This window comes from Bacillus sp. LL01, assembly GCF_001037965.1.
On record NZ_LFEL01000005.1, the window covers coordinates 168,429 to 182,439 of the forward strand.

Genomic DNA, 14,011 nt, shown 5'->3' on the forward strand with positions numbered 1-14,011 from the left:
ACCGTCCCTTTATAAAAGAAAGAACCCAATCCCCATAATCAGATATGCCGCAAGTATCGTCGCACCTTCGAACCAGTTTGTCTCACCGTCATTGGAGATGGCGATAGCTAATAGCACAGCTGTCACCATAGCAATCAGTTCCGGTACAGTGAACACGAGTGCCATTTGATTTTCAAAAAAGATAGATATTAATACAAGAATCGGAGCTACAAACATCGCAATCTGCAACGTTGACCCCACAGCAATTTCAACTGCAATGTCCATCTTATTTTTGTATGCCATAATAATAGCAGATGCATGTTCTGCAGCATTTCCGACAATTGCTACAATAATGACCCCAATGAATAATTCCGACCAACCGAATGCTTCCCCTACTTCTTCAAACGTGTGAACAAGACTTTCCGATACATAAGCCACTGCGAGCGTCGCCACCAGTAGAACAAGAATTGCTTTCTTCTTCCCCCACTCCGCTGTTTCATGCTCCTCCTCTGAATGTCCGCCGCCTGCTTCGGTTGAGTGGTACACCCCGCGATGTGTTACAAGCTTAAAGAATAGAGCTGCCAAGTATAAAAGAATAAGGATAATAGATATCCCGACACTCAATGCAAAAGTTTTTGTATCGTTCATTTCCTGCGCAAAAACTTCAGGTATAACAAACGCCACCAAAACCGCAAAAACAAGGAGACCCGAATTATGCCGTGCATCAAACACATTGAATTTTTGCCTTTTGAACTTCAATCCTCCGACAAAGAACGAAAGTCCCATAACCAGTAACAGATTCCCAAGCACGGAACCGGTAAGTGAAGCAAGAACTACCGTAATCAGACCCGCCTTGAGCGCAAAAAACGCGATAATTAGTTCCACGGCATTTCCGAAAGTAGCATTGATCAAGCCGCCCACCCTCGGCCCCGTATGTACCGCGATACTCTCCGTCGCCCGCCCCATATAGCTTGCCAGTGCCACTATAGTTAAACTGTATATGATGAACATCATTACAACCGGCCAATGCAGCAGAGACCCAAGAACAGATAAAGGAAATCCAATCGCAATCATAATAAGGAAAAATTTATACACAAGTACACCCTCTTTCCACATTTACCATTATGATATCCCTGACCTCTTCTTTTTATCGTAAAAACCCGCCGACATCCGTGTTTAAAATTTCGCCAAACATGCCACATTAACGTAGACAACTTATTCAGCGAAAGGTGTAGAGGACAACTATGAATACCGACCTAAAAAACAAGATCACTTCAATGTTTAGCAACCATAATATCGGTACGCTCGCCACAATCAGAGACGACCGCCCTTACTCCCGCTTCATGTTATTTTTCAATGATGAATTGGTTTTGTACTGCGCAACCAATGAGCACACACACAAAATTGAGGATATCAAGGCGAACCCCCATGTACATATTCTTCTTGGCATGGAGGGCAAAAGCTGGAATGAGCCTTACGCAGAAATTGAAGCAGAAGCAAGCTTCGAGGATAACACCGAACTGAAAAAGAAATTCTGGGACGAAAAGCTGTCTGAGTGGATCAAGAGCCCGGAAGATCCGGAATATCTATTATTGAAGCTCACGCCGTCTGTAATTCGCTATTATGAGAAGGCTGGCAGTGAGGCGGAGGTTTTAGAAAAATAAGGGAGATTAGGGACGGTTCTTTTTGCTCCCCAGGAGAGAATAGGGACGGTTCTTTTTGCTTCTTCAGCACCTTCACCTGTCGAAAAAGAAGCGGTAGAACCGTCCCCCATTACAAAAGAGAGAGTGGACCTGTTAAGAGGTCATGGGGTAATATTGAATAAGAGAGTCTTTGGTCCTACTAGCAATGTAGAAGTACTTGTAACAAAATAGTAATTGGAGGCTGTATCTAATACTAATGGACCAGACCAAGTAATAGTACCGAATTGACTGCTGAATATCCCTGTAGGCCGTACATCTGAAGAAGCTCCTCCCACTGTAACATTTCCGTTAATAAACGAATTAGATATATTGGAATAAACTGCTATGTTCATAAATCCATCTGTCCGGCTATCAACCAATCTCTGTAGCCTTAACCCATTATGAATAACACTTCCTGTGAGTCTACTGTTATATACATACGTATTAAGTTGGCCTAGGTGACCCGCCTGAACAATATTCCCTACTACATTTGTGTTTAATAATTGAAATTCAATGGTTGTAAAAGGGTCCCCTACTGCCACATTCTGGAATGTAATATTCCCGCTAACAATAGCTCCATCTGTATAGTTTGTATGGGTACTAACTGATGTACCATTATCAAATGTACCAATAACGGTTACTGGCCTAGCTACAAACGCATCTCCTTGACTAGTATAAAATGCTTCAGCAGCAGGATTTGTCTGTATAGTTACGTTTCTTGGGATAGTTGAACTAAAATCTATACCTTGCGCATTTCCAAGCACCCACGGACCTAACCCAAGAAGTTGAACATGTCTAGCAGGGGGAATTATAATGTCCTCGTCAAATGCAGAATTAGGTGCGATTAAAATAAGCAACCTTGCTCTCATTCCAAAAGTTACCGCCAAAGGGCTGCTAGTTGCTGCGGTTATAGCTGCTTGCAAAGAGTTAAATGGATCCATCGGGGAACCTGTCCCTGGACCAGGAGCACTCGAATCCGCCCAAAAAACAGTTTCTTCTCCCCAAAGGAAAACTTCAGGTCCTGGTGGTCCTGGAGGTCCTGTTGCTCCTGTTGCTCCTGTTGCTCCTGTTGCTCCTGGTTGGCCTGCAGGACCTGGGGGACCCGGGGGACCTGGATACCCCCTATTTGAAAAGGAACAAATACAAATTTTTTTACAACATCGTGAACAATAGCTATTATTTTGAAATGTCATAATTCTACTCCTTTTTACTAGATTTCTTATACAATATGTTTTTATACAATAACTGGAACGGCGTTTATCATAATGTGAGAGGCCAATATAAAATTAATGATAGTTTTATAGATTCATGTAAGGAAGTTATGGCTTTTATCTAATATATGGTAAGTTATATAGGAATTGTTACTCTATCTGTAGCACCAAAAATATAAGGTTTAATATCCAATTTGTTCTTCCACTAAAAACTACTATCTTTTTAATAGGAGGTATTGCCTTGCTATCAACGTCCCTTGCTAAGAAGATAATCAGGGAAGTGAAAAGCTTCATTAACGAAGAGTTAATAATGGTGGATACAGCAGGTACCATCATTGCAAGCACAGTCCCCTCAAGGTTGGGGCATTTTCACGGAGGCGCTCTCCTAGTCGCAAATGAAAAACAAGCTCGCGTGATCACAAAAGCTGATGAATCCACAATTCAAGGTGTAAAAGCCGGCATCAACCTTCCTCTCTTCCATCACAACAAAGTCGTGGGGATCATTGGCATTACCGGAATGCCAGAAACAGTTCTTCCTTATGGGGAACTCATCAAAAAAATGACCGAGCTGCTCATTCAGGAGAGCCAATACCAAGTTCAGTTTGAATGGGAAGCTAGATCACTTGAGACCTTTGTATTCGATTGGATTCTGATGAATGAAGTCTCCACTTCTCTTAGAAAGAGGGCGGATGTGCTCGAGGTCAACATGAAAATTCCCAGGCAAGTGGTGTTGATGGAAATTCAGGGAGAGACTTCCTTTTTAAAAATAAAAAGATGGACACTTCCTGAGCATGAGATGGAGCTGAAAAAAGAAGATATTCTCGTTCAATGGGGACAAAATCGAATGATCCTGCTGCTAGCAAACGATAGTAGAGAGGAAGGAAAAACTCCTGTCTCCTTTCTTCCCTATATTAAAAGAATTCAGCAACATCTTGAAGGCTATTTCGATGTCCCGATTTTCATAGGAATTGGAAAACTGCACACCAACGATTTAATAAAGAAATCATATCAGGAAGCAGACCGGGCACTTAAGGTTTGCACTCCCGACATGCCACTTGTGTTGGAAGAAGAGCTTCGACTAGAAATGGTGATCCAAGCCATTCCAAGCTACATTAAAGAGGAGTTCTCGTACCGCCTCCTGTATAGAATTTTGAAGGATAACGGGTTGCAAGAGACAATACAGGTCTATTTCGCCAATCACTTATCCTTAAAGGAAACTGCTATTCAATTAAACATACACATCAATACCCTGCATTACCGTCTTAGTAAAGTGGAGTCTTTAACGAATCTTCAGCTGAAAAGTGTGCATGACCTCACCACCCTCTACCTTGCTTTGTTATTTTTGGAGGAAACTACAAAGTGAAAGTAGTAAAAAAACCTTCCTTTTAGAGGAATCAACGTAGAGTTCCTATCTTTCTTTTTATAAAATAAAGAAAAAGTACTTGTAGAACAAGGAGGTTTTAGACATGATCAGTGAACTTGTGAAAAAGAGATTCATAAAGATTGTCGGAATGGATAATTACCGGGACAGCCCGACCGAAAAGTTGGCCTATTCCTACGACGCCACTCCTAATTTCCAAGCGATGCCGGATGCTGTTATCGTTCCACGGAATACTGAAGAAGTCTCACGAATTGTAAAGTTGTGTAACGAACACCGCATTCCGCTTGTTCCTAGGGGGTCTGGCACCAACCTTTGCGCCGGAACCTGTCCGACAGAAGGCGGGATTGTGCTTTTGTTCACCCATATGAACAAGCTGCTCGAGTTAGATGAGAAGAACCTGACAGTCACTGTTCAGCCAGGTCTTGTCACCCTTGATATGATTCATGCTGTCGAAGCGCGGGGGCTATTTTACCCACCCGATCCGAGTTCCATGAAAATTTCCACAATAGGTGGCAATATCAACGAAAATTCCGGTGGCCTGCGTGGATTGAAATACGGGGTTACGCGTGATTATGTCTTGGCACTTGAAGCGGTTATGCCGAACGGTGACATCATCCGAACCGGCGGCAAGCTTGCAAAGGATGTGGCCGGCTATGACCTGACAAGGCTGTTTGTCGGTTCGGAAGGGACACTTTGTATCATTACGGAAGCGACATTGAAACTTGTGCCGATTCCGGAAACGAAGCAAACGATGCTTGCCTTGTATCAGGATATTGAGGCGGCAGCGAAAACCGTTTCCACCATCATTTCCAATAAAATTATTCCTGCCACATTGGAATTCCTCGATCAACCTACACTCGAGGTGGTCGAGGATTTTGCAAAAATAGGGCTGCCAACAGACGTGCAGGCGGTTCTTCTGATTGAGCAGGACGGACCACTTGAAGTCGTGGCAAGGGATATGGCAAAAATCCAAGAAATCTGTATGGCGGAGCAGGCTGTTTCCGTCCAAGTGGCGCAGACCGAAATCGAAGCGGAAGCACTGCGTACCGCTCGTCGCTCCGCACTCTCCGCTCTGGCAAGGCTCAAGCCAACTACCATTCTTGAAGATGCCACCGTCCCTCGCTCGGAAATTGCCACGATGGTGAAAGCCATTAATGAGATAGCGGTGAAGCACCAGGTTAAAATCTGTACATTCGGTCATGCAGGGGACGGGAATCTCCACCCTACCGTAGCGACAGACGCACGCAACCACGAGGAAATGAAACGGGTCGAGGCGGCATTTGAGGACATTTTCGCAAAGGCGATTGAGCTTGGCGGGACCATTACCGGAGAGCACGGAGTCGGAATTATGAAAGCACCGTATCTGGAGTGGAAGCTTGGGGCAGAAGGTATTGCAGCCATGAAAGCTATTAAACTCGCATTTGACCCAAACAACATCATGAATCCAGGTAAAGTATTTGCGAAGGAAGCCAGAAAACGGGTGGTGGTTTCCAGATGACAACGGTAAAAGAAAAGCAGGAAATTCAGCAACAATTCAAGGACCGCATGGATGAGGATGAACTGCTGAACTGTATGCGTTGCGGTTTCTGTCTACCCTCCTGTCCGACCTATGTGGAGTCAGGATTTAAAGAATCCCACTCCCCCCGTGGACGAATAGCGCTTATGAAAGCCGTTGTGGATGGGGTGATTGAGCCGGACGAAGATGTAGAGCGTACACTTGACCTCTGCCTGGGCTGCAGAGCGTGTGAGCCCGTTTGTCCTTCGGGAGTGAAATACGGTCATCTGCTCGAGGAGGCACGTGACATCATCAACCATAATAAAAAGCATTCGTTGCCTGTGCGGGTGTTGCGGAAGACTGCGTTTGAAGGGCTCTTCCCTCATCAAAATCGCATGCGTGTTTTGACCAACTTTCTCGGAATCTATCAACGGTCAGGACTACAAACTGTCGTTCACCATACCGGTTTAATGAGGCTGTTACCGGAAAGCATGCGCAGCATGGAGCGAGTGCTACCAAAGGTTCCTACCATGAAGGAAATGAAGAACCGCCCTTCCCATCTGCCAGCGCTTGAAGTTCAGAAAAAACGAGTGGCCTTCTTTTCCGGTTGCTTGATGGATACGATGTTCCTAGAGACCAATAATGCCACAATGAAACTGCTCCAGCATGCCGGCTGCGAGATTGTGATACCGAAAGCACAAAATTGTTGTGGTGCCCTTCATGGACATAGCGGGGAAAAACATAGCGCGAAGGGGCTTGCAAAACAGAACATAGCTGCGTTTGAGGACTTGGAAGTCGACTATATTATCACCAATGCCGGTGGCTGCGGGGCCTTCCTTGTCGACTATGACCATCTATTGAAAGATGATCCCGAATGGTTTAAGAGGGCGGTTGCTTTTAAAGAGAAAATCAAGGATATGTCGGCTATTTTGGTAGAATTGGAATTTCATAAAAAAGATCTGCAGGTGCGTCCACAGCGGGTGACCTACCAGGACTCCTGCCATCTTCGCAATGTACAGGGCACCTTCCTTCAGCCACGGATACTGCTTCAATCGATGAAGGGGGCAGATTTTCACGAGATGAAAGACGGAGACCGTTGCTGTGGCTCTGCTGGCATTTACAACATTGTTGAGTCCGAAATGTCGATGCAGATCCTGGATCACAAGATGGAGAAGGTTACCGAAAGCGAGGCGACGACCATCGTGACTGCGAACCCGGGCTGTTTGTTGCAGATGAAGCTTGGGATCGAGCGTGAAGGCTTGACTGGGGTGATCCGGGCCGTTCATATTGCGGACTTTTTGTTGGAGGGGCTGGAAGAAAAAGTAGATTGATAGTTGCGGTTAGGTCTTCTGCAGGATTAAAGGGATGTGGAGTACGTGTTTTCCCTTGCCGACGTTTTATTAGAATTTGTGAAGACAGTTTCATCCTAATTTTCACTGTGAAAGTGTCTTCATCCACCTTATGAAGACACTTCCACCTAATTTTCGTAGGCCAAAGTGTCTTCATTACCCTTTTCAAGAAAATCCCTCTCCCACCATTGTAAGGAATAACCATAGCAAGAGAAAAGACAGCAACGGTTAGCTACCATTGCTGCCTTCCGACTACCTCATATATGAAAATACCCCTCAAACTTATTAATAAAATCTTCGGAAGCCTTTTCTCCACTACCCCGAAAAGCTGCATATACCGTCCCCACAATAGGAGGAAGTGCTACCCTCTTAAACGAGAATGGTAAGCCCGCAATCCGAGCCTCACTATGTAAATAATCCTTCAACGCTTCCGCATGCTGGCCAATTCCACCAGTTAACACGATTGGAATAGTATCTTTGCGCACTGTGTCTTTCATCAATTTTTCATATAACACGTTTATATCCTTCAACATCGCCCGTGCAGCACCCTGTATAAACGAAGTGCAAAGGCCATCCCCATCGTTAGATCTGACCACTGCGACCCTGGCAAGGGATGCAATCCGGTCACGAGTTTTCCCTAGTTCATACACGAGTGGCACTAGCTCCGACATTTCTTTCACCTGAAAATGCTCCAATACTTCCTCTGTAAGCCTGCAAGGTTCGTGTCCCTCGTCGTACTTGGCAAACACGTACTCCAGCACGTTCTTTCCGATTGTAAAACCGCTATATCCATCATTGATCAGATAACCCCAGCCTCCGACCCTTCCACGCTCCAGCTTTTCATTTACGCCGAATGCAATGGACCCTGTTCCGCTGATACAGACGATACCAGGATCGCCTTTTGTTTCGGAATAAAGTGCTGTAATCGCGTCGTTATCGACTGTAATAGTTGGTTTATCTCCCAGCAAGTTTACCAACAGCTCTTTGAACCATTCCTTCTTGCCGCCACTTTCCGCTCCGGAAATCCCTGCAAAGACTAAATCCTCACCCGAAAGTCCCTGCCCTTGAAGCAATTGCAAAAAGAGCTTCTGCAGTTCAGACAGGATACTTTCTTCATTAGAACTGTTCGGATTGGTTGGACCGACTGTAGCCATTTTCAAAACTGTCCCCTGTGCGTCCACCACAATCCCTGTCGTCTTAGTTCCTCCACCATCTATGCCTATGATCATTTGCTGCTCCCCTTGCCGTTTGTGTTTTAACATAATTGTATATATATCACTTCTTCATATCTTGTAAAATTCCTGCTTTATGGTGGCCCCCCTTCCAGCTCCGCCGCCCCACACTTCCTTTGATTGTCTGCAATATTTAATCAAATTCATTTCCAAATTATTCTATCCCTTACTTTATTTTTGGTTTATTTTGTATGTTTGTCTTTTTGTTAGGAACAATAAAAATAACCATTTAAACCATAAGTTGGGTGGCATTATAAAATGAAGAAAAGAAATATCCGGAAGCTAATAAAGGATCCACAAAGCATTCCTGAAGTTGAAGAGAAGAAGGTAGTGAAGGAAGAGCAAGAGGAAGCAGAATCATTTCAAACTTTATTGGAACAACTGAAACGCTCCGATGATTTTGTGAAATCCTTTTATCAACAAGCGAAGACTCCTTTTCATTTATATTATTTCAGTTCTTTGGCTGATAAAAAAATAATACAAAAGCACATTCTGCCTTATATAAACCAGCAAGAGCTAACGTCATTAGAGGATGTAACGCTAAGAATTCCGATTGATGATATTAAAATCACAGCTGATTGGACGAAAATCAGAGACTACTTATTTCATGGCTATGTTGCCATCCAGTTACATGATAGTGAGTCCTTTGCTATCATACCAGCCATCCTAATCAACGAACGGAATGTTTCTTTGCCAGAGGTTGAATTCAGTGTGGTTGGCCCAAAGGAGTCTTTTGTTGAATCACTTGATACAAACCTAAATTTGGTTCGTAAACGGTTACCAGTTCCAGAACTTGAGGTAAAAGAATTCGTAGTCGGAAATTTATCGAAGACACGAATTGCAGTCCTCTTTCTGCAGGATGTCGCAAATACAGAAAACACGGACACTGTTATTCAAAGAATCCAAGATATTTCCTTTGACCAAATAAATGATAGTTCTTTTATCACACAATTGATACAGGACAATAATAATTCACCTTTTCCACAATTTATAGATACAGAACGACCTGATAGAGTAGCATCCGTTCTGGCTGAAGGGAAAATTGTAATACTTGTTGATGGTGCACCACACGGATTGATCGGGCCAACCACTTTATTTGAATTTTTTTCTGCATTTGAGGATTATTTCCTAAACTGGATTATCGCCTCATTTTTTCGCTTAGTCCGGTTGTTTGCTGTTATCTTTTCCATACTAGTGACCCCTGTTTATGTAGCGGTGTTAACATATCATTATGAATTGATTCCAAAAGATTTAGTAAGCACCTTAGTTACATCTAGAAGCGCTATCCCATTACCCCCAATATTAGAAGCCATCATCCTTGAGCTTGCTATTGAGTTACTGCGAGAAGCAGGGGCAAGATTGCCGACTAAAGTAGGTCAAACAATCGGTATCGTGGGAGGGATTGTAATAGGAACGGCTTCTGTTGAAGCTGGCCTAACAAGTAATGTCCTATTGATTATCGTGGCTCTTTCTGCATTAGCATCCTTTACAACCCCAGTTTACCAGATGGGGAATACCATTCGTCTAATTCGATTTCCATTTCTCATTTCCGCTCATTTTTTGGGGTTGTTAGGCGTTACATTATGCTTTTGTATGTTACTTATTCACCTATTACGATTAACCTCTTTAGGAAGACCATTTTTGGAACCTGTATATCCCCTCAGACTCGGTGATCTGAGGGATGCAATCATCAGGCTTCCTTTATCTCTGCAATCCAAAAGGCCAATTGAAGTGCAATCTGAAGATACAGTCCGGTTTGAAAACAAGAAAAAGAAAAAAAGGAAGCTGAAGGACATTGATGAGTACTATTCACAGGAAGGTAATCCATGAAAAAGGAATTAAATGAAGTTTTTCAAGTGTCTCCTTATTTCGTGTTTTTTCTTGTACATTCTGTTCAGGTTGGGGTAGGTATTCTAGGGTTTCAACAATCTGTTGTTACCCTCGCTGGTAATGATTCCTGGATACCCGTTGTGGCGGCCGGTATCGGAGTTCATATAATTATCTGGGTCATATTCCAACTTTTAAATCGGTCACAGATGGATCTAATCGAAATACATAAATACGTTTTTGGAAAATGGATCGGCAACTTCTTGACCATTATATGGGCATTCTATTTCATGTTAGTAGGTATGACTGTTCTATTTTCTTACATTGAAGTAATAAGAGTATGGATGTTTCCGGAGTTAAGTGTATTTTTAATGGCTTTATTATATGTCGTCCTAGTAGTCTATACTATTTTCGGAGGATTCCGAACGGTTGCTGGTATCTGCTTTTTAGGGGTGGTTATACCAGCCTACTTGATATTCACATTCATGTTCCCGATTCCATATTCGGATTTCACTTCCTTATTTCCCGTGTGGAATCACTCTATTAATGACTTAAGTAAAGCCACACATGAAATGACACTGAGTTATTTGGGATTTTCGACATTACTGATATATTACCCTTTCATCAAGGAAGCAAAAAGTTCCCACAAGTGGGCACAAATGGGAGTTTTTTTAACCTTGCTAACCTATCTTCTCATTATTGTCGTATCGATAAGTTATTTCAGTGAGCAACAATTGATAGAACAGCTTTGGGCAACATTGACTTTATGGAAAATAGTAGAAATGCCTGTGGTAGAAAGGTTCGAGTATATCGGCATCACTTCTTGGGCATTGATTATTTTGCCGAATGTCTGCCTAACCTTTTGGGCAGCCTCCCGAAGTATAAAGCAAACACTTCAAATCCCACAAAAATATGCAGTATTGGGTATTGTCACCATTGTGTTAATTAGCAGTTTTTTCTTTACAAAAAGAGATAACATTCTATTTCTGAACAACTGTACCACAAAGCTTGGGTTCTATTCGGAGTTTGTCTACGTGCCCATATTATTTCTTCTATATTTAGTTATCGCGAAGGTGAGGAAGAAAAAAAATGACTAACACTCCTACGATTATCTTGGTAATGATGTTGACTTTTTTATCAGGCTGCTTAAATCAAAAGATTCTTGATGATGTACAATTGGCGACAGCTACAGGGTTTGAGCTGGGCGAGGACGGGAAGAAATTAGAAGCAACTGCAGTTGTTCCAGTTTATAAACCGGACTTGACCGTAGAAAATAGGACCTATACCTCCTCCTCAGAACTAAGCAAAGTAATGCGGGATAAATTGAATAGACAGTCACACAAACCGTTTGTTAGCGGAAAGATCGAAGTTGCTTTATTTAGTAAGGAGTTAGCGGAAAAAGGTATTTTTGAAGTGTTGGATACCTTTCGAAGAGATCCTTCTACAGGAGCAAAAATGCATTTGGCTGTTATTGAAGGGGACATGAAAAAGCATTTAAAGATACAGTATGGTGAAACGGACAATGGTATGTACCTCTCAGACTTAATAGAACACAATATAGAGAGTGGTATTCTTCCAAAAACGAACCTGCATCTTTTCACCAAGGATTACCGTGAAGAAGGAAAAGACCCCATTTTACCCTATTTAAAGCTGAAAGAAGAGACAGTTGATATTATTGGCATAGCATTATTTAAAGAGGATAAATTTATTGACCACATTAAAGGGGAAGATAGTTATATATTTATGTTTTTAAATGAAAAATTCACCTCTGACGCCACTCTTACAGTTCAACTTGAGGGAGAGGATGAAGCAACTGATGCAGAAGAAGAGGAAGATTTCGCATCTGTCTTCCATATTAAATCCAACAGAAGCTTCGAAGTCAAAAACATAAAAACCAATCCGACCGTCACCTTGACGGTTAAGACCGAAGCAATTATTCAGGAATATTCCGGTGATGATTTAACAAAAGAAAAAATAAAAGAAATTGAAAAAAAGGTTGAAGAAGATATTATAAAAAAAGGAGAAGTGATGATCAGCAGGTTTCAAGAAATGAATATAGATCCTTTAGGTATTGGGATGCAGTTCAAGCACAGGACAAGAGATTGGAATAAAGAGAAATGGAATGAAACGTATCCAACCATTCCTGTACATATTGAAGCTAAAATAGAAATAGTAGAGGCTGGAGTCATAAGCTGATTTCAGCCTCTTACTCTTTATTAAAGGCTTTTTTCTTTAAGATTGTTGCTATTCACTTGTAAAAAGTCGGCGAAAAACAGCCTTATTAAACAAGGTTAGTCAACCCTTCCGTCAGAATTAATGGCCCCTCCTTCGTTATCGCAATCGTATGCTCATATTGTGCCGAAAGCTTACCGTCTGTCGTTCTTGCTGTCCAGCCGTTATCATCCATTTTACTGTGCCAGGTCCCTTCGTTCACCATAGGTTCAATCGTGATGACCATCCCTTCCCTCAGCCGCACTCCCCGTCCAGGTGAACCGAAATGGAATATTTGCGGATCCTCATGGATGGACCTGCCGATTCCGTGTCCCGTGAAATCGCGAACTACCGAATAGCCTTCCCCTTCCACATAGGTCTGGATGGCATGCCCGATATCGCCCAACCGGTTTCCCGGTACAGCCTGGTCAATCCCTTTATATAGGGAGTTCAACGTGACCTCCATCAGCTTTCGTACTTCAACACTCACTTCTCCCACCGCATAGGTCCATGCCGAATCAGCAAGGGCACCATTCAAGTTCACCACCATATCGATCGTAACCAGATCCCCTTTTTTCAATGGAGACTTCCTCGGAAAGCCGTGACATATCTCATCATTAATGGAAGCACAGGTTGCATATTGATACCCCTGATAACCGTACTGAGCTGACTTTCCTCCGTTCTTTTTAAGAAAAACATCCACATATCGGTCAATTTCCATTGTCGTAACTCCCGGTTTAATCATCTTTGCCAATCGTCTATGGCAGGCTGCCAGCAGCTTCCCTGCCTCAGCCATGCTTTGTATTTCTCTCTCAGATTTCAATATTATCATTATTCTCTACTTCCTTTTACCATCTATATTCTAAGTCTTATTCCATTCACCTTTAGGTAGTTCACTAATTTTTGAATAATCACATGTACAGAGGTGAAAATTATAAAAAAAATGAAGTGAGGCCTATATATGACCAGTGCTCTTGAAGCTATAACAGCAGTGATAAAAAATTTTACAGATGATGAACCAAAACTCCCTTTACACGTCGGGGAAGTGATGGACCTTTGGACGGCTTTTACAGCCTTTAAGGAGGCCCATTCCCTCTACCAGGTTGCACTCAATACTACAAACGATACGGATTTGAAAGGCGTTTTGGAAGAGGCACTCGAAGCAAGCCTATCTGACACCAAACGTGTAGAAACGTTATTGCTTAATGAAGGAGTTCCTTTACCCTTGGTAAACCCGAACAAACCCTCTTCGGACCCGAATTCTGTTCCTGAAGGTGTAAGGCTCACAGAAGATGAAATTTCCAATCTTATAGCTGTAAAAATTGCCGCATCCATCACCTTCTGTGCGCAAGCAATGTCTAAAACCATCCGGACCGATGTTGGACTGTTGTTCTTTTCCATACAAGTCAACTTAATGAAGTTTGCAGCACCACTCAAAAATTTAATGAAATCTCGTGGTTGGTTAAGGGTCCCACCTCATTATCGTCCTCCTGGAGCACCAAATGCGTCCAACTGACAATTTTTCAAATGAATCACTGTAGAACTAATTTATGCTAAAAAAATGTGAAAGTGATTGGTGAGGGCTATAAATCCCCCTATCGTTTTTTCGTCATAATAGAAGATGAATGAAGAGGCTTTTAAATA

13 protein-coding genes are annotated in these 14,011 nt (G+C 42.6%); 9 read left to right on the top strand and 4 right to left on the bottom strand.

Going from position 1 to position 14,011, the window contains the following annotated elements; genetic code table 11:
- Window positions 1-9: 9 nt before the first annotated feature.
- Window positions 10-1,074 carry a calcium/proton exchanger gene (gene cax, locus AB685_RS15940; protein ID WP_198530524.1) on the bottom strand — a complete coding sequence of 355 codons (1,065 nt, stop codon included), beginning with the start codon at window positions 1,072-1,074 and terminating at the stop codon, window positions 10-12.
- Between the two features lie 149 nt (window positions 1,075-1,223).
- Between cax and AB685_RS15945 the strand changes: the two genes are divergently transcribed.
- Window positions 1,224-1,643, top strand: coding sequence for a pyridoxamine 5'-phosphate oxidase family protein (locus tag AB685_RS15945; RefSeq protein ID WP_047971578.1), 420 nt, complete (start codon window positions 1,224-1,226; stop codon window positions 1,641-1,643).
- A 140-nt stretch (window positions 1,644-1,783) separates the two neighbouring features.
- Here the strand turns inward: AB685_RS15945 and AB685_RS31335 are convergent, their stop codons facing one another.
- Complete coding sequence (locus AB685_RS31335) at window positions 1,784-2,425, bottom strand: hypothetical protein (RefSeq protein WP_157860727.1); 642 nt, start codon at window positions 2,423-2,425, stop codon at window positions 1,784-1,786.
- A 49-nt stretch (window positions 2,426-2,474) separates the two neighbouring features.
- On the opposite strand from AB685_RS31335, the gene AB685_RS31340 reads away from it, so the two are divergent.
- From AB685_RS31340 to AB685_RS15970, 4 genes are all read left to right on the top strand, one after another.
- A complete protein-coding gene (locus AB685_RS31340) occupies window positions 2,475-2,834 on the top strand; it encodes a hypothetical protein (RefSeq protein ID WP_047971580.1) in 360 nt (119 codons plus the stop codon).
- A 279-nt stretch (window positions 2,835-3,113) separates the two neighbouring features.
- Window positions 3,114-4,235 (top strand): sugar diacid recognition domain-containing protein, encoded by a 1,122-nt coding sequence (locus AB685_RS15960; protein ID WP_047971581.1) that lies wholly within the window; start codon window positions 3,114-3,116, stop codon window positions 4,233-4,235.
- Window positions 4,236-4,338: 103 nt separating this feature from the next.
- Window positions 4,339-5,751 (top strand): glycolate oxidase subunit GlcD, encoded by a 1,413-nt coding sequence (gene glcD, locus AB685_RS15965; protein WP_047971582.1) that lies wholly within the window; start codon window positions 4,339-4,341, stop codon window positions 5,749-5,751.
- On the top strand, window positions 5,748-7,079 hold the full coding sequence (locus AB685_RS15970) for a (Fe-S)-binding protein (RefSeq protein ID WP_047971583.1): 1,332 nt from the start codon (window positions 5,748-5,750) through the stop codon (window positions 7,077-7,079). The genes glcD and AB685_RS15970 overlap by 4 nt, the downstream gene beginning before the upstream one ends.
- Window positions 7,080-7,354: 275 nt before the next feature.
- Here AB685_RS15970 and AB685_RS29790 read toward each other — a convergent pair whose 3' ends face one another.
- Window positions 7,355-8,326, bottom strand: a complete 972-nt coding sequence (locus AB685_RS29790) for a BadF/BadG/BcrA/BcrD ATPase family protein (protein ID WP_053073842.1) — start codon at window positions 8,324-8,326, stop codon at window positions 7,355-7,357.
- Between the two features lie 261 nt (window positions 8,327-8,587).
- Here AB685_RS29790 and AB685_RS15980 point away from each other — a divergent pair, with 261 nt between their 5' ends.
- Genes AB685_RS15980 through AB685_RS15990 form a run of 3 tightly spaced genes read left to right on the top strand, consistent with a single transcriptional unit; the run spans window position 8,588 to window position 12,352 of the window.
- The gene (locus AB685_RS15980) at window positions 8,588-10,159 is read left to right on the top strand and encodes a spore germination protein (protein WP_053073843.1); all 1,572 of its coding nucleotides are present in this window, start codon (window positions 8,588-8,590) and stop codon (window positions 10,157-10,159) included.
- On the top strand, window positions 10,156-11,253 hold the full coding sequence (locus AB685_RS15985) for a GerAB/ArcD/ProY family transporter (protein ID WP_047971584.1): 1,098 nt from the start codon (window positions 10,156-10,158) through the stop codon (window positions 11,251-11,253). Before AB685_RS15980 ends, AB685_RS15985 begins: the two co-directional genes overlap by 4 nt.
- Window positions 11,246-12,352: a Ger(x)C family spore germination protein gene (locus tag AB685_RS15990; protein WP_047971585.1), complete on the top strand. Its 1,107-nt coding sequence runs from the start codon at window positions 11,246-11,248 to the stop codon at window positions 12,350-12,352. The genes AB685_RS15985 and AB685_RS15990 overlap by 8 nt, the downstream gene beginning before the upstream one ends.
- An 85-nt stretch (window positions 12,353-12,437) precedes the next feature.
- On the opposite strand, the gene map is transcribed toward AB685_RS15990, so the two are convergent.
- The gene (gene map, locus AB685_RS15995; protein WP_047971586.1) at window positions 12,438-13,199 is read right to left on the bottom strand and encodes a type I methionyl aminopeptidase; all 762 of its coding nucleotides are present in this window, start codon (window positions 13,197-13,199) and stop codon (window positions 12,438-12,440) included.
- Between the two features lie 129 nt (window positions 13,200-13,328).
- Between map and AB685_RS16000 the strand changes: the two genes are divergently transcribed.
- On the top strand, window positions 13,329-13,883 hold the full coding sequence (locus AB685_RS16000; RefSeq protein WP_047971587.1) for a DUF3231 family protein: 555 nt from the start codon (window positions 13,329-13,331) through the stop codon (window positions 13,881-13,883).
- Window positions 13,884-14,011: the final 128 nt, after the last annotated feature.